Below are 16,280 nucleotides of genomic sequence, written 5' to 3' on the forward strand. Positions count from 1 at the left end.
TGTCAGTGGCGTGGTGTGCAATGGATCGCGTGCCTGCGCTCGATGAACCCCTCAAGAAGCTGCTCGGCGGACCCACCGCGAAGGTGATGGCCGAGCAGCTCGACCTGCACACGGTCGGCGACCTCCTCCACCACTACCCGCGGCGGTACGAGGAGCGCGGCCAGCTGACGAAGCTGGCCGAGCTGCCCCTCGACGAGGACGTCACGGTCGTCGCCCAGGTGGCCGACGCGCGCGTGCACACGTTCAACGGCGGCCGCGGCCAGCGCCTGGAGATCACCATCACCGACGGCAGCGGCCGCCTCCAGCTGGTCTTCTTCGGCCGCGGCATCCACAAGCCGCACAAGGAGCTGCTGCCCGGCAGCCGCGCGATGTTCGCGGGCAAGGTGTCGTTGTTCAACCGCCGCCTCCAGCTCGCCCACCCCACGTACGCGAAGCTGAGCGCCGAGGGCGACGACTCCGCCGACGTGGTGGACTCCTGGGCGGGCGCGCTCATCCCGATCTACCCCGCCTGCAAGGGCCTGGAGTCCTGGAAGATCGCCAAGGCGGTCGACGCGGTGCTGCCCAGTGCCCAGGAGGCCGCAGACCCGCTGCCCCCCTCCCTGCGGGAGGGCCGTGGCTTCGTCCCGCTGCCCGAGGCGCTGCTCAAGGTCCACCGCCCGCACAGCAAGGACGACGTGGAGCAGGCCCGCCAGCGGCTGAAGTGGGACGAGGCGTTCGTCCTCCAGGTGGCACTGGCCCGGCGGCGGTTCGCGGACACGCAACTGCCCGCCGTGGCGCGCAGGCCCGCCCCCGACGGCCTGCTCGACGCCTTCGACGCCAAACTGCCCTTCACCCTCACCGACGGCCAGCGCAAGGTCTCCAAGGAGATCTTCGACGACCTGGCCACCGAACACCCGATGCACCGGCTGCTCCAGGGCGAGGTGGGGTCGGGGAAGACCATGGTGGCGCTGCGCGCCATGCTCGCCGTGGTCGACAGCGGCGGCCAGGCCGCCATGCTCGCCCCGACCGAGGTCCTGGCCCAGCAGCACCACCGGTCCATCACCGAGATGATGGGCGAGCTGGCCGAGGGCGGGATGCTGGGCGGGTCCGACCTCGGCACCAAGGTCGTGCTGCTCACCGGCTCGATGGGCACGGCCGCCCGCCGCCGGGCGCTGCTCGACCTGGTCACCGGCGAGGCGGGGGTCGTGATCGGCACGCACGCGCTGATCGAGGACAAGGTGCAGTTCCACGATCTGGGCCTGGTCGTGGTGGACGAGCAGCACCGCTTCGGTGTCGAGCAGCGCGACGCCCTGCGCGGCAAGGGCAAGCAGCCGCCGCACCTCCTGGTGATGACGGCGACGCCGATTCCGCGCACGGTCGCGATGACCGTCTTCGGTGATCTGGAGACCTCGGTCCTGGACCAGCTCCCGGCGGGGCGTTCACCCATCGCCAGCCATGTCGTCCCCGCCCAGGACAAGCCGCACTTCCTGGCGCGCGCCTGGGAGCGGGTCCGCGAGGAGGTCACCAAGGGACATCAGGCGTACGTGGTGTGTCCGCGCATCGGTGACTCAGCGGACGAGGCGGACCAGAAGAAGGCGGCCAAGAAGAAGTCCGCCGAGGACGAGGCGGAGAAGCGCCCGCCGCTCGCCGTCCTCGACACCGCCGAGCAGCTGCGGAAGGGCCCGCTCCAGGGGCTGCGCGTCGAGGTGCTGCACGGCCGGATGCAGCCCGACGACAAGGACGACGTGATGCGCCGGTTCGCGGCCGGCGACGTGGACGCGCTGGTCGCGACCACGGTCATCGAGGTCGGGGTGAACGTGCCGAACGCCACCGCGATGGTGATCATGGACGCGGACCGGTTCGGCGTCTCGCAGCTGCACCAGCTGCGCGGCCGCGTCGGCCGTGGCTCGGCCCCGGGCCTGTGCCTGCTGGTCACCGAGATGCCGGAGGCGAGCGCCGCCCGGGCCCGGCTCAACGCGGTGGCCGCGACCCTGGACGGCTTCGAGCTCTCCCGGATCGACCTGGAGCAGCGCCGCGAGGGCGATGTGCTGGGCCAGGCCCAGTCGGGTGTGCGCTCGTCGCTGCGGATGCTCGCGGTCATCGAGGACGAGGAGGTGATCGCGGCGGCTCGCGAGGAGGCGGTGGCGGTGGTGGGCCAGGACCCGGATCTGGAACGGCTGCCCGCACTGCGGACGGCGCTGGACGCCCTGCTCGACAAGGACCGCGAGCAGTACCTCGACAAGGGCTGACGGGAAGCGGCCCGGCCGGGGCGCGGCATCCGCGCCGGGTTCTGAGAAACTGGGGGACACCAGTGACGTACGTACACCGACAAGGACTCAGATGACCCGCGTGATCGCCGGCCGGGCCGGCGGACGCCGCCTGGCCGTACCGCCGGGCAACGGCACCCGCCCCACCTCCGACCGCGCGCGCGAGGGCCTCTTCTCCACCTGGGAGGCCCTGCTCGGCACGCTGGAGGGGATCCGGGTCGCGGATCTGTACGCCGGGTCGGGCGCGGTCGGCCTGGAGGCGCTCTCCCGGGGCGCCTCGCACGCGCTGCTCGTCGAGGCCGACGCCCGGGCCGTGAAGACCGTCCGCGACAACGTGCGCGTACTGGGCCTTCCGGGCGCGGAGGTACGTAACGGAAAAGCGGAGCAGATCGTTGCGGGCCCGGCCCCCGAAACCCCCTTTGACGTGGTGTTTCTCGACCCGCCGTACGCCGTGACCGATGACGATCTTCGCGAGATCCTCCTCACACTCCGCACTCAGGGCTGGCTCGCCGACGAGTGCCTGGTCACCGTGGAGCGCAGCACCAGAGGCGGAGAATTCGGCTGGCCGCAGGGGTTCGAGCCACTGCGGGCCCGTCGTTACGGCGAGGGCACGCTTTGGTACGGTCGCGCCGCCTCTACGTGCGAAGACGCACCATGACCGGGAGCGAGGGACTTCAGTTGCGCCGAGCCGTCTGTCCGGGGTCGTTCGACCCCATCACCAATGGACATCTCGACATCATCGCCCGCGCCTCCAAGCTGTACGACGTGGTGCACGTCGCGGTGATGATCAACCAGTCGAAGAAGGGCCTGTTCACCATCGAGGAGCGGATCGGGATGATCCGTGAGGTGACCGCCGACTTCGGCAACGTGGAGGTCGAGTCCTTCCACGGCCTGCTGGTCGACTTCTGCAAGCAGCGCGACATCCCCGCCATCGTGAAGGGCCTGCGCGCGGTCAGCGACTTCGACTACGAGCTCCAGATGGCGCAGATGAACAACGGGCTCTCGGGCGTCGAGACCCTGTTCGTGCCCACCAACCCGACGTACAGCTTCCTGTCGTCCTCGCTGGTCAAGGAGGTCGCGGCCTGGGGCGGAGACGTCTCCCACCTGCTGCCTCCCCCCGTCCATGAGGCACTGGTCGCGCGGATCGCCGAGCGGCGCTGAGCTGACAGCCCGTCAGCTGGTGTCGTGCGGGACCCGACTGGCCTTACAGTCGTCCCGTCCGTCTCCCAACCAGTCGTAGAGAGTGGCGAGCACACGGTGGACGTGCAGAAGAAGCTGGACGAGATCGTCGGTGTGGTCTCCGGCGCCCGCTCCATGCCCATGTCGGCCTCGTGCGTGGTCAACCGCGCCGAGCTGCTCGCGCTCCTGGAAGAGGTGCGCCAGGCCCTGCCCGGCTCCCTCGCCCAGGCCCAGGAGCTGATCGGCGGCCGCGAGCAGATGGTCGAGCAGGCCCGCCAGGAGGCCGAGCGGATCATCGAGTCCGCGCACGCCCAGCGGGGCACGCTGATCTCCGACACGGCGGTCGCCCGGCAGTCGCAGGACGAGGCCGACCGCATCCTCGCCGACGCCAAGCGCGAGGCCGACGAGATCCGCGCCGAGGCCGACGACTACGTCGACTCCAAGCTGGCCAACTTCGAGGTCGTCCTCACCAAGACCATCGGCTCGGTCGACCGCGGCCGCGAGAAGCTGCTCGGCCGCGGCCCCGGTCTGGACGAGCAGGGGCAGGCCGACGCGGACGCCCCCGAGTACAGCCCCGACCCGCAGACCCTGATCCGGCGTGCCGACGAGTACATCGACACCAAACTCGGCGCCTTCGAGGCCGTCCTCGCCAAGACCCTCGAAGCGGTCGGCCGCGGCCGCGAGACCCTGCACGGCCGGATCGCCAGCGACGAGCTGGGCGCGCACATGGCCGCCCAGGACGCCGCGGGGGCCTTCGGGGGCCACACCAGCGACGCGGACTACCTCGCGGGCCTGGCCGACCTCACGGACCCCCAGCCGCAGGCCGCCGCCCAGCCCCAGCAGGCCCAGGTCCCGGCGCAGGTCTACGACCCGTACGGCTACGGGCAGGCCCAGGCCCAGCCCCAGCAGGACCCGTACGCCTACCAGCAGCAGCCCCAGCAGCAGTACGCCCAGTACGGCTACGACCAGCAGCAGCAGCAGCCGCAGCAGCAGGATCCGTACGGCTACGACCCGCAGGCGTACGGACACCAGCAACAGCAGGCCGTCCCGCAGCCCGCGCACCCGCCGCAGGGCGCCCTGGACGAGACCAGCCTCTTCGACACGAGCATGATCGACCTGGAACAGCTGCGTCAGTACGAGCAGGGGCGCTAGCGCGGACGGCCTCGCGGAGCCCGGATTGGGTCAATCGCGGCCCGTCCAGTATCCTGGCTCTTCGGTCGCGCGTACGTCCGCGATCAACGCTGCCCGCGCGTCGCCGCACCCACGGCGACGCATGGCGGCCACCCTCCACGATCCGAAAGCAGGAAGAACCCTGAGTACGCACCTCGACCACCGCAACCCTCTCGTGTTCGACACACACGAGCTGGGGCGGCGTCCCGGTGCCCTCCAGCGGATCTCCCGCACGGTCGAGGCGCCCGCCGATCTCGGGATCGACGGCGTCATCGGAGTGCCCCAGGGCGCGCCGGTGGAGATCGAGCTCCGCCTGGAGTCGGTCATGGAAGGGGTGCTTGTCACAGGCACCTCCCGTGCATCGGCCGAGGGCGAGTGCGTAAGGTGTCTGGAGCCGCTTGAGCTCGCGCTCGATGCGGACTTCCAGGAGTTGTTCTCGTACCCTGACGCCGACGACCGGAGCCGCAGCAAGCAGGCGGAGCCGGCCGACGACGCCGAGGACGAGGACACCATCCCGCTTGAGGACGGACTTTTCGACCTTGAGCCAGTGCTGCGTGATGCGGTGGTGCTCGCACTGCCGATGCAGCCGGTGTGCCGGGAGACCTGCCTCGGCCTGTGTTCCACCTGTGGATTCAGGCTTGAGGACGACCCCGACCACCACCACGATGCCGTCGACATCCGTTGGGCGGCACTGCAAGGACTCGCCGGGACCATCCAGGACGGCGAGAAGGACAACATGAGCGGCACTGCCTCTGACGTGCAGCGCGCCGCCGAGAAGCAGGAGAAGTAGCCGTGGCTGTTCCGAAGCGGAAGATGTCGCGCAGCAACACGCGCCACCGCCGGTCGCAGTGGAAGGCTGCGGTCCCCACCCTGGTTTCGTGTGAGCGTTGCCAGGAGCCGAAGCTCCAGCACATCGCGTGCCCGAGCTGCGGCACCTACAACAAGCGCCAGGTCCTCGAGGTCTGAGCGGCTGGTGAGAGGCCCGATGTCTGATCTGTCGAATGCCGGCGCCAAGAAGGCGGGCAGTAGCGACAACAACTCGGCCTCGTCCCACACGCTTCTGGAAGGGCGGCTCGGGTATCACCTTGAGTCCGCCCTTCTGGTGCGTGCACTGACCCATCGTTCGTTCGCGTACGAGAACGGCGGTCTGCCGACCAACGAACGGCTCGAGTTCCTCGGGGACTCGGTGCTCGGTCTTGTCGTCACCGACACGCTGTACCGCACCCACCCCGATCTCCCGGAAGGCCAGTTGGCCAAGCTCCGGGCCGCGGTGGTCAACTCTCGTGCGCTGGCGCAGGTGGGCCGTGGGCTCGACCTCGGCTCCTTCATCCGGCTAGGCCGGGGCGAAGAGGGCACGGGCGGCCGGGACAAGGCTTCCATCCTCGCCGACACCCTTGAAGCGGTGATCGGCGCGGTCTATCTGGACCAGGGTCTTGGGGCGGCTTCCGAGCTCGTCCACCGGCTCTTCGACCCCCTGATCGAGAAGTCCTCGAACCTCGGGGCCGGCCTGGACTGGAAGACCAGTCTCCAGGAGCTCACCGCGGCCGAAGGCCTCGGCGTTCCGGAGTACCTGGTCTCCGAGACGGGTCCCGACCACGAGAAGACCTTTACTGCTGCCGCCCGCGTCGGTGGTGTCTCGTACGGCACCGGCACCGGCCGCAGCAAGAAGGAAGCGGAGCAGCAGGCCGCGGAATCGGCGTGGCGCGCGATCAGCGCGTCCGCCGACGAGCGGCTCGCGAAGGCCAAGGCGGAGGCCGAGGCCGCCGTCGCCGAGCCGGAGGGCGGGACGCCGACCCCCGCCGCCGACCCGGCAGCCTGACCGTTTCCTGAACCCCTGCCCGTACGGATTCCGTACGGGCAGGGGTTTTTCCGTACCCGGGCCGGGGGCCGCCCACCGCCGGGGATACGCTGCGGTCAGCCCCGCGTCCACCCGCCCCTCCGGAGGAACCCGTGCCCGAACTGCCCGAGGTCGAAGTCGTGCGGCGGGGTCTGGAGCGCTGGGTGGCCGGGCGCACCGTGGACCACGTGGACGTGCTGCACCCCCGGGCCGTGCGCCGCCACCCGGCCGGCGCGGCGGACTTCGCGGCCCGGCTCAAGGGGCACCGCATCGGGGTGGCCCGGCGGCGCGGAAAGTATCTGTGGCTGCCCCTGGCGGACACCGGTCAGTCGGTGCTCGGGCACCTCGGGATGAGCGGGCAGCTCCTGGTGCAGCCCGAGAGCGCGCCCGACGAGAAGCACCTGCGGATCCGGCTGCGCTTCCAGGACGCTGTGACATCAGCCGCTTCCGCGGCGGGGGGCACCGAGCTGCGCTTCGTGGACCAGCGGACCTTCGGCGGCCTCTCGCTCCACGACAACACCCCGGACGGGCTGCCCGATGTGATCGCCCACATCGCGCGCGACCCGCTCGACGAACTCTTCGACGACGACGCCTTCTTCACCGCGCTGCGGCTGCGGCGCACGACCGTCAAGCGCGCTCTGCTCGACCAGTCGCTCATCAGCGGGGTCGGCAACATCTACGCGGACGAGGCGCTGTGGCGTGCCAAGTTGCACTACGAGCGCCCCACTTCGACCCTCACGCGCCCCAAGTGCGCCGAACTCCTCGGCCACGTACGGGACGTGATGAACGCGGCGCTCGCCGTCGGCGGCACCAGCTTCGACAGCCTCTACGTCAATGTGAACGGCGAGTCGGGGTACTTCGACCGCTCACTCGACGCGTACGGGCGCGAGGGCGAGCCCTGCCGCCGGTGCGGCACTCCGATGCGCCGGCGCCCCTGGATGAACCGGTCCAGTTACTTCTGCCCGCGCTGTCAGCGCGCGCCGCGCACCGTGTCGTAGCGCTCGCGGGCTTCGAGGACCGACGGCATCCGGTCCTCCATCAGGTGGATCAGCCCGAGGAGCCGTCCGGCGACCTCGTACCCCAGAGGGGTCAGGGTGTAGTCGACGCGTGGCGGGTTGGTCGGCTGGGCCTCGCGGTGGACGAGCCCGTCGCGCTCCAGCGCGTGCAGCGTCTGGGAGAGCATCTTCTCGCTCACGCCGTCGACCCGCCGCCGCAGCTCGTTGAAGCGGAAGCTTCCCTCGTGGAGCGCGCCCAGGGTGAGGCTGCCCCAGCGGCCGGTGACGTGCTCAAGGGTGCCGCGGGAGGGGCACGCCTTGGAGAAGACGTCGAACGGCAGGTCCGCGGGGTCGGCGGTGGCGGTCTCTTCCATACCTCTCACCATACGACGACACAGCGCTAACCAGAAGTTAGCGCTGTGTCGGGTGAGCTGTGTGTGCGGCGGGGTCCGGCGGCTCAGAAGCCGAAGTCCTGCGTCCACCACGGGCCGCCCTCGGCGAAGTGCACGCCGACGCCGAGCGTCTTGTAGTCGCAGTTCAGGATGTTCGCCCGGTGGCCCGGGCTGTTCATCCAGGACTCCATGACCGCCTTGGCGTCCGCCTGGCCGCGGGCGATGTTCTCGCCGCCCAGATTGCCGACGCCCGCCTTCGCGGCCCGGTCCCAGGGGCTCTTGCCGTCCGGGTCGGTGTGGTCGAAGAAGCCGCGCGCCGCCATGTCGTCACTGAACGCGGTGGCCAGCGCCGCCAGCGAGGCATCGGCCTTCACCGGGCTGCAGCCGGCCTGTGCGCGCTGCTGGTTGACCAGCGAGACGATGGTGGCAGCGGCCGCCTGCTCGGCGCTGGGCGCCTTGATCTGCCGCTGCTCCGGAATGACCTTCGCCTTGGACGGCCGCGCGGACGGCTTGGCCGTCTTCGGCGCGGCCACCGGGGCGGACGTCTTCTCCCGCGTCGGAGTCGGCGCGGCCGGCGACGGCTTCCGGGAGGGCGTGGCCGAGGGAGAGGTGAGCGGTGCGTGGGTGCTCGGCGAGGTGACCGGTGCCGAGGGGGCCGCGCTGGTCGGCTTCACGGCCTCGCCGCCCTGCTGACGCAGATCGGAGGAGGGGGTGCCGTCGGCCTGGACGCGCTCGCCCGTGGGCCCGCCGTTGAGCTCGAAGGACGAGCCGCCCGGCAGCAGGCCGGAGGCTATGGCTACTGCGCCCACCGCCACGGCGGCGGACGCGCCGAGCAGCCCGGTGCGCACGGGCCGCTTCCCGGCGGGCGCGGCGGAGCGACGATGGCGTCCCATCAGAGGGTCTCCCTCATTGCTTCGGTGCTGTGGTCCCTGGGCCCCAGGCCCCGTACGGGGCGACGGATGCTAGTCCGAACGGGTGAGGCTCATTGCGTCGGGACTGTACGCCATGACGCAAGAGGGCGAAGTGCTCCGTGAGGTATTGGCCGGTTAGCGTGCACCCATGAACGAAGATGCACGGCTCACCGCCTGGGTACGCGGCCGAGTACAGGGAGTGGGCTTCCGCTGGTTCACCAGGGCAAACGCTTTGGAGATCGGCGGCCTCGTCGGGTTCGCGCTGAACCTCGACGACGGGAGGGTGCAGGTCGTGGCCGAGGGGCCGCGTGATAAATGCCACCGTCTGCTGGAGTGGCTGAGGGACGGCGACACACCCGGCAGGGTCGACGGAGTCACCGAGATCTGGGCCACGCCCCGCGGCGGCTACGACAGTTTCGCGATCCGCTAGGACGGCCCGGCCGCCCGCATCGCTGCCCGGGGGCCGCGTACCAGTCGGTCGGTCCGGGTCCGGGGCCCCTGACCTCGTACGACTTCGTTGTTGCCAATCGCCCTCCGGCGTGCAAGGCTGCCGCTAGAAGGATGATCTCCACGCCCCCAGGGCTCCGAGGAGAGGCCTCGCCGGGTGCGTCCCGGCCGGACGGCCCCCGGACTGCCCGCCGATACGGGGCGTGATCGTGTTGACCGTCAAACTTTTTGGTGAGACGCTGGAAGCCCCGCGCACCTTAGCTGTTTGGCATGAAGAACACAGTCAAGTCCAAGCACCGCGGGTGCGATTCCCTCACGACCCAACCGCTTCGGTCGGTCACTCATTGTGGAGGACCATCCATCATGGCAAAGGCGCTTCTCGGTTACGTCGGCGGTTCCGACCCGCGACTCCTCGCCGAGATGCGACGGCTCCAGCAGCGTGTCCAGGACCTAGAGTCCGAGCTCGTACGGATCCAGTCCGAGAAGGACGCGCTGTCCGCTGCCGTTGCTTCGCATCGCGGAGACTCGCTGCTCGAAGGCATCGACATCGACGTACCCCAGGCGGAGCCTGCGCTCACCTGATCCGGGGCCGCACCTGAAGGCCCGTAGGTGAGATCCACTCTCCAGAGATAGATATGCAAGGGACGCCTCGGCGTCCCTTCTTTCTTGCCCGGACCGTCTTCGCCGCCGGTCTTTGCCGCCGGTCTTCGCCGCCGGTCTTTGCCGCTCGCCCGCACCGCCCCTCCGCTCCGTGCGGTCTTTCTCATCCGATGTGCCCTGCGTGGCCAGAGGTGAAACCGCCGGGGTGCGCCTTCCCGGGGCGGCACGGGGCGCGGAGAGTAAAGTCCGACGGCGTGCACCTCAAGGCCCTCACCCTGCGCGGGTTCAAATCATTTGCTTCCGCGACGACACTGAAGTTCGAGCCCGGCATCACCTGTGTGGTGGGCCCCAATGGCTCCGGCAAGTCCAATGTGGTGGACGCGCTGTCCTGGGTCATGGGCGAGCAGGGCGCCAAGTCGCTGCGCGGCGGCAAGATGGAGGACGTCATCTTCGCCGGGACGACCGGCCGCCCGCCGCTGGGCCGCGCCGAGGTCTCCCTCACCATCGACAACTCCGACGGCGCCCTGCCCATCGACTACGCCGAGGTCACCATCACCCGGATCATGTTCCGGGGCGGCAGCAGCGAGTACCAGATCAACGGCGACACCTGCCGTCTGCTCGACATCCAGGAGCTGCTCTCCGACTCCGGCATCGGGCGCGAGATGCATGTGATCGTCGGGCAGGGCCAGCTCGACTCGGTGCTGCACGCCGACCCGATGGGCCGCCGGGCCTTCATCGAGGAGGCGGCCGGCGTCCTCAAGCACCGCAAGCGCAAGGAGAAGGCGCTGCGCAAGCTGGACGCGATGCAGGCCAACCTCGCGCGCGTGCAGGACCTCACCGACGAGCTGCGGCGCCAGCTCAAGCCGCTGGGCCGGCAGGCGGCCGTCGCCCGCCGGGCCGCCGTCATCCAGGCCGATCTGCGCGACGCCCGGCTGCGTCTGCTCGCCGACGACCTGGTGCGGATGCGCCGGGCGCTGCGGGCCGAGATCGAGGACGAGGCGGCGCTCAAGCAGCGCAAGGACAGCGCCGAGGCCGAGCTGAAGGCCGCCCTCGCGCGCGAGGCGGAGCTGGAGGACGAGGTCCGCAGGCTCACGCCCCGTCTCCAGAGCGCCCAGCAGACCTGGTACGAGCTGTCGCAGCTGGCCGAGCGGGTGCGGGGCACCGTCTCACTCGCGGACGCGCGCGTGAAGAGCGCCACCGCCCAGCCGCCGGAGGAGCGGCACGGGCGCGACCCGGAGGACATGGAGCGTGAGGCCGCCCGGATCCGGGAGCAGGAGGCGGAGCTGGAGGCGGCCCGCGAGGCGGCCGAGCGCGCCCTGGAGGACACCGCGTCCCACCGCGCCGAGCTGGAGCGGGAACTCGCGCTGGAAGAGCGTCGTTTGAAGGATGTGGCCCGAGCCATCGCGGACCGGCGCGAGGGCCTGGCGCGGCTGCACGGACAGGTCAACGCGGCGCGGAGCAGGGCGGGTTCGGCGCAGGCGGAGATCGACCGGCTCGCGGCGGCGCGCGACGAGGCGGCCGAGCGCGCGGCGCTGGCCCAGGAGGAGTACGAACAGCTGAAGGCCGAGGTCGACGGCCTGGACGCGGACGACCACGAGCTCGGCGAGGCGCACGAGCGCGCCAAGCGCGAGCTCGCCGAGGCCGAGGCGGCCCTGGGCGCCGCCCGGGAGGCGGTCACGGCCGCCGAGAGGAAACGTGCCGCGGTGGCCGCCCGCCACGACGCGCTCGCCCTGGGCCTGCGCCGCAAGGACGGCACGGGCGCGCTGCTCGCCGCCCAGGACTCGCTCGCCGGGCTGCTCGGCCCCGCCGCCGCGCTGCTCACCGTCGCGCCCGGCCACGAGGTGGCGGTGGCCGCGGCCCTGGGCGCCGCCGCCGACGCGCTCGCGGTGTCGGGACCCGCCACCGCCGCCGAGGCGATCCGTCTGCTGCGCAAGCAGGACGCCGGGCGGGCCGCGCTCCTGGTGGGCGGGCTGCCGGGACCCAAGGAGCCCGATCCCGTACGGCCGGGCGGGCCGCCGTACGCGGCGGACCTGGTGCGCGGCCCGGAGGAACTGCTGCCCGCCGTACGGAAGTTGCTGCGCGGGGTCGTGGTCGTGGGCACCCTGGAGGACGCCGAGGACCTGGTCTACGCGCAGCCGGGCCTGACCGCCGTCACCGCCGAGGGCGATCTGCTCGGGGCGTACTTCGCGCACGGAGGATCCGCCGGGGCGCCCAGCCTGCTGGAGGTGCAGGCGTCGGTCGACGAGGCCGCCGCCGAACTCGCCGAGCTCGCGGTGCGCTGCGAGGAGCTCGCCGAGGTCCAGCGGACGGCGGGGGAGCGGCGGGCCCAGTGCGCCGGGCGCGTCGAGGAGCTGGGGGAGCGGCGCCGGGCCGCCGACCGGGAGAAGTCGTCCGTCGCCCAGCAGCTCGGGCGGCTCGTCGGGCAGGCGCGCGGCGCCGCCGGCGAGGCCGAGCGCACGGCGGCGGCCGCGGCCCGCGCCCAGGAGGCCCTGGAGAAGGCCCTTGAGGAGGCCGAGGAGCTGACCGAGCGGCTCCTGGTGGCCGAGGAGATGCCGGTGCAGGACGAGCCGGACACCTCCGTACGGGACCGGCTCGCCGCCGACGGGGCCAACGCCCGCCAGACCGAGATGGAGGCCCGACTCCAGCTGCGTACGCACGAGGAGCGGGTGAAGGGCCTGGCCGGGCGGGCCGACGCGCTCGACCGGGGCGCCCGCGCCGAGCGTGAGGCCCGCGCCCGGGCCGAGGAGCGGCGCGAGAGGCTGCGCCACGAGGCCCGGGTGGCGGCGGCCGTGGCGGCGGGCGCGCGGACCCTGCTCGCCCACGTCGAGGTCTCGGTGGTGCGGGCCGAGCGGGAGCGGGCCGAGGCCGAGGCCGCCAAGGCCGCGCGCGAGCAGGACCTGGCGGCCGCCCGGGCCACCGGCCGCGACCTCAAGGGCGAGCTCGACAAGCTGACGGATTCGGTGCACCGCGGCGAGGTGCTCGGTGCCGAGAAGCGCATGCGGATCGAGCAGTTGGAGACGAAGGCGCTGGAGGAGCTGGGGGTGGAGCCGGCCGGGCTGGTCGCGGAGTACGGCCCCGACCAGCCGGTGCCGCCGTCCCCGCCCGCCGAGGGGGAGGAGCTTCCCGAGGACCCGGACCACCCGCGCAACCGGCCCGTGGGTTTCGACCGCGCGGATCAGGAAAAGCGACTGAGGTCAGCCGAACGGGCGTACCAGCAGTTGGGAAAGGTCAACCCGCTCGCGCTGGAGGAGTTCGCGGCGCTGGAGGAGCGGCACAAGTTCCTCTCGGAGCAGCTGGAGGACCTGAAGAAGACCCGGGCCGACCTTCTTCAGGTGGTGAAGGAGGTGGACGAGCGCGTCGAGCAGGTCTTCACGGAGGCGTACCGGGACACGGCCAGGGAGTTCGAGGGCGTCTTCTCGCGGCTCTTCCCGGGCGGCGAGGGGCGGCTGATCCTGACCGATCCCTCCAACATGCTCGCCACCGGTGTGGACGTGGAGGCGCGGCCGCCGGGCAAGAAGGTGAAGCGGCTCTCGCTGCTCTCGGGCGGTGAGCGGTCGCTGACGGCCGTGGCGCTGCTGGTGTCGATCTTCAAGGCACGGCCGAGCCCGTTCTATGTGATGGACGAGGTCGAGGCGGCGCTCGACGACACCAATCTGCAGCGGCTCATCCGGATCATGCAGGAGCTCCAGGAGTCCTCGCAGCTGATCGTGATCACGCACCAGAAGCGGACGATGGAGGTCGCGGACGCGCTGTACGGCGTGTCCATGCAGGGTGACGGCGTCTCCAAGGTCATCAGCCAGCGCCTCCGCTAACCCATCTTCAATACTTGAACAAGCGCGACACGCCAGGGTCGCTCAACTCACAGGTCTGCCCCTATTGACTTCGAAACTTGAAGGCATATTCTCTGCAACGTTGCTTTTACCTTCAAGTGGTGGGTGACCTGAAGTTGTGCACCACTTGAAGTGCCCCCAACGCCCGGCGACGCTGCCGGGCGGCCCCAGGAGTTCACGTGACCAGCACTACGCAGCCACAGGCCTCGGGAGCCCGCACGGCGCACCCCGACCACCTCGGCCATGTCATCTTCATCGCGGCGGCGGCCGCGATGGGCGGCTTCCTCTTCGGCTACGACAGCGCCGTGATCAACGGCGCCGTCGAGGCCATCAGGGGCCGTTACGACATCGGCTCAGCGGCGCTCGCCCAGGTCATCGCGATCGCCCTGATCGGCTGCGCGATCGGCGCCGCCACCGCGGGCCGGATCGCCGACCGCATCGGCCGCATCCGCTGTATGCAGATCGCCTCCGTGCTCTTCACCATCAGCGCCGTCGGCTCCGCGCTCCCCTTCGCCCTGTGGGACCTGGCCTTCTGGCGCATCATCGGCGGCTTCGCCATCGGCATGGCCTCGGTCATCGGCCCCGCCTACATCGCCGAGGTCGCCCCCGCCGCGTACCGCGGGCGGCTCGGCTCCTTCCAGCAGGCCGCCATCGTCATCGGCATCGCGATCTCGCAGCTGGTCAACTGGGGCATCCTCAACGCAGCGGGCGGCGACCAGCGCGGACACCTGATGGGCCTGGAGGCCTGGCAGGTCATGCTCGGCGTGATGGTCGTCCCGGCCGTCCTGTACGGCCTGCTCTCCTTCGCCATCCCCGAGTCGCCGCGCTTTTTGATCTCGGCCGGCCGCGACGCGCGCGCCCGTGAGGTGCTCAAGGAGGTCGAGGGCGAGCACATCGACCTGGACGCCCGCGTCGCCGAGATCGAGCACGCCATGAAGAGCGAGCACAAGTCGGCCTTCAAGGACCTGCTGGGCGGCTCGTTCTTCTTCAAGCCGATCGTCTGGGTCGGCATCGGCCTGTCGGTCTTCCAGCAGTTCGTCGGCATCAACGTCGCGTTCTACTACTCCTCGACGCTGTGGCAGTCGGTCGGCGTCGACCCGACGCAGTCGTTCTTCTACTCGTTCACCACGTCGATCATCAACATCATCGGCACCGTGATCGCGATGATCTTCGTCGACCGGATCGGCCGCAGGCCGCTGGCGCTCATCGGATCGGTCGGCATGGCCGTCGGCCTCGCCCTGGAGGCCTGGGCCTTCTCGTACGACCTCGTCGACGGCAAGCTGCCCGCCACCCAGGGCTGGATCGCCCTGGTCGCCGCGCACATCTTCGTGCTCTTCTTCGCCCTGTCCTGGGGCGTGGTGGTCTGGGTCTTCCTCGGCGAGATGTTCCCGAACCGGATCCGCGCCGCCGCCCTCGGCGTCGCCGCCTCCGCGCAGTGGATCGCCAACTGGGCCATCACCGCGAGCTTCCCGTCGCTGGCCGACTGGAACCTCTCCGCGACCTATGTGATCTACACGATCTTCGCCGCCCTCTCGATCCCCTTCGTACTGAAGTACGTGAAGGAGACCAAGGGCAAGGCGTTGGAGGAGATGGGCTAATCCCCGCTGCCCCTCTCTCCTCGAACGCGTACTGCCCCGGCTCACCCATGGAGCCGGGGCAGTACGTCGTCCGTGAACAGGCGCAGACTGCGCCACCCCTCCTCCAGCGGCATTCCGCCGCACAGCGGGTGCAGGACCAGGCTCTCGGCGCCGAGCCCGGCGCACTCCTCGGGCGTCACGATCCGGTAGACGCCCTCGGCGCGCAGCTCCTCCACCGTGGACGCCGTCGACCGCACGGCCGAGCGGATGTCCTTGGACTGCCAGGACGCGTACATCCGCGCCTCGTGCAGGAAGTGCCGCCCGTACAGCGCCCATGCCCGGTCCGGGTCCTCGCTCAGGTGCAGCAGGGGCGTCTTCTCGGCGGGCATCATCGTCCAGCCCTCGGTGCCGTGCAGGGCCAGCTGCTCGCGGTAGTACGCCTCCAGGTCCGGCAGATGCGCGCTCGGGAAGAACGGCAGCCCGAGCCGGGCCGCCCGCCGGGCCGCCGCCTTCGAGGAGCCGCCGACGAGCAGCATCGGGTGCGGCTGCGTGAACGGGCGCGGAGTGACCCGTACCGTGCGGCCCTCGTAGGTGAACGGCTCGCCCGTCCACGCCTTGAGCAGCGTCTCCAGGAGCAGGTCCTGGAGCTTGCCGCGCCGGCCCCACTCGACGCCCGCCTGCTCGTACTCCTCGGGCCGGTAGCCGATCCCCGCGACCGTCACCAGGCGCCCGCCGCTGAGCAGGTCCAGGACGGCGATGTCCTCGGCGAGCCGCAGCGGGTCGTAGAGCGGCCCGATGATCGCGGACACCGTGACCGCGATCCGCCCGCCCGTCGCCCGACCACCACCCCTCAACGAGGCGCTGCGCGCCGCCGAATCTCCTTGCGTGGCGCCGAAGACCGCCCCCGCGAAGGCGAACGGGGAGGGCAGCCAGCCGTTGCCGGTGCCGTGGTGCTCCTCGGTCTGGACGGTGTCGACGCCGTGCGCGTCGGCGTACGCGGCCATCTCCACCGCGGCGCGGTAGCGGGCCGACAGGCTCTCGGGCGGCTCGTGCGGGGCCACCATGTTCATGCGTACGACCGTGAACGGCATGGGAA

Annotated in this window: 15 protein-coding genes; 12 read left to right on the forward strand and 3 right to left on the reverse strand. The window is 71.0% G+C overall.

Annotated elements, in window-relative coordinates; genetic code table 11:
• Positions 1-20: 20 nt before the first annotated feature.
• The 8 genes from recG (at position 21) to mutM (ending at position 7,430) form a co-directional block, all read left to right on the forward strand.
• A complete protein-coding gene (gene recG / locus ACFWA7_RS18085; RefSeq protein ID WP_385823827.1) occupies positions 21-2,228 on the forward strand; it encodes an ATP-dependent DNA helicase RecG in 2,208 nt (735 codons plus the stop codon).
• 91 nt (positions 2,229-2,319) lie between these two features.
• A complete protein-coding gene (rsmD, locus tag ACFWA7_RS18090; protein ID WP_385542626.1) occupies positions 2,320-2,904 on the forward strand; it encodes a 16S rRNA (guanine(966)-N(2))-methyltransferase RsmD in 585 nt (194 codons plus the stop codon).
• Positions 2,905-2,924: 20 nt separating this feature from the next.
• Complete coding sequence (gene coaD, locus ACFWA7_RS18095; RefSeq protein ID WP_385823863.1) at positions 2,925-3,407, forward strand: pantetheine-phosphate adenylyltransferase; 483 nt, start codon at positions 2,925-2,927, stop codon at positions 3,405-3,407.
• Between the two features lie 96 nt (positions 3,408-3,503).
• A complete protein-coding gene (locus ACFWA7_RS18100; protein ID WP_385823829.1) occupies positions 3,504-4,577 on the forward strand; it encodes a DivIVA domain-containing protein in 1,074 nt (357 codons plus the stop codon).
• Positions 4,578-4,698: 121 nt separating this feature from the next.
• On the forward strand, positions 4,699-5,385 hold the full coding sequence (locus tag ACFWA7_RS18105; protein ID WP_385542631.1) for a YceD family protein: 687 nt from the start codon (positions 4,699-4,701) through the stop codon (positions 5,383-5,385).
• Positions 5,386-5,387: 2 nt separating this feature from the next.
• Complete coding sequence (gene rpmF / locus ACFWA7_RS18110) at positions 5,388-5,561, forward strand: 50S ribosomal protein L32 (protein ID WP_003965982.1); 174 nt, start codon at positions 5,388-5,390, stop codon at positions 5,559-5,561.
• Positions 5,562-5,580: 19 nt separating this feature from the next.
• Positions 5,581-6,414 (forward strand): ribonuclease III, encoded by an 834-nt coding sequence (rnc, locus tag ACFWA7_RS18115; RefSeq protein ID WP_385542634.1) that lies wholly within the window; start codon positions 5,581-5,583, stop codon positions 6,412-6,414.
• Positions 6,415-6,545: 131 nt separating this feature from the next.
• Positions 6,546-7,430: a bifunctional DNA-formamidopyrimidine glycosylase/DNA-(apurinic or apyrimidinic site) lyase gene (mutM, locus tag ACFWA7_RS18120; RefSeq protein ID WP_385542637.1), complete on the forward strand. Its 885-nt coding sequence runs from the start codon at positions 6,546-6,548 to the stop codon at positions 7,428-7,430.
• Here the strand turns inward: mutM and ACFWA7_RS18125 are convergent.
• Together ACFWA7_RS18125 and ACFWA7_RS18130 are read right to left on the reverse strand one after the other, a co-directional pair.
• Positions 7,403-7,801 carry a winged helix-turn-helix transcriptional regulator gene (locus ACFWA7_RS18125; RefSeq protein WP_385823831.1) on the reverse strand — a complete coding sequence of 133 codons (399 nt, stop codon included), beginning with the start codon at positions 7,799-7,801 and terminating at the stop codon, positions 7,403-7,405. The two genes, mutM and ACFWA7_RS18125, sit on opposite strands and share 28 nt — an antisense overlap.
• 83 nt (positions 7,802-7,884) lie before the next feature.
• Positions 7,885-8,712 (reverse strand): CAP domain-containing protein, encoded by an 828-nt coding sequence (locus ACFWA7_RS18130; protein WP_385823833.1) that lies wholly within the window; start codon positions 8,710-8,712, stop codon positions 7,885-7,887.
• A 166-nt stretch (positions 8,713-8,878) separates the two neighbouring features.
• Between ACFWA7_RS18130 and ACFWA7_RS18135 the strand changes: the two genes are divergently transcribed.
• The 4 genes from ACFWA7_RS18135 (at position 8,879) to ACFWA7_RS18150 (ending at position 15,205) form a co-directional block, all read left to right on the forward strand.
• Positions 8,879-9,160: an acylphosphatase gene (locus ACFWA7_RS18135; RefSeq protein ID WP_385542646.1), complete on the forward strand. Its 282-nt coding sequence runs from the start codon at positions 8,879-8,881 to the stop codon at positions 9,158-9,160.
• Between the two features lie 380 nt (positions 9,161-9,540).
• Positions 9,541-9,759: a hypothetical protein gene (locus ACFWA7_RS18140; RefSeq protein WP_067164723.1), complete on the forward strand. Its 219-nt coding sequence runs from the start codon at positions 9,541-9,543 to the stop codon at positions 9,757-9,759.
• Between the two features lie 272 nt (positions 9,760-10,031).
• Positions 10,032-13,589: a chromosome segregation protein SMC gene (gene smc, locus ACFWA7_RS18145; RefSeq protein WP_385823835.1), complete on the forward strand. Its 3,558-nt coding sequence runs from the start codon at positions 10,032-10,034 to the stop codon at positions 13,587-13,589.
• A 197-nt stretch (positions 13,590-13,786) separates the two neighbouring features.
• Positions 13,787-15,205, forward strand: a complete 1,419-nt coding sequence (locus ACFWA7_RS18150; protein WP_385823837.1) for a sugar porter family MFS transporter — start codon at positions 13,787-13,789, stop codon at positions 15,203-15,205.
• A gap of 41 nt (positions 15,206-15,246) precedes the next feature.
• On the opposite strand, the gene ACFWA7_RS18155 is transcribed toward ACFWA7_RS18150, so the two are convergent.
• Positions 15,247-16,275, reverse strand: coding sequence for an LLM class flavin-dependent oxidoreductase (locus tag ACFWA7_RS18155; RefSeq protein ID WP_385542655.1), 1,029 nt, complete (start codon positions 16,273-16,275; stop codon positions 15,247-15,249).
• Between the last annotated feature and the right edge of the window lie 5 nt (positions 16,276-16,280).

The organism is Streptomyces sp. NPDC059994 (assembly GCF_042737755.1).
Taxonomy (GTDB): Bacteria; Actinomycetota; Actinomycetes; order Streptomycetales; family Streptomycetaceae; genus Streptomyces.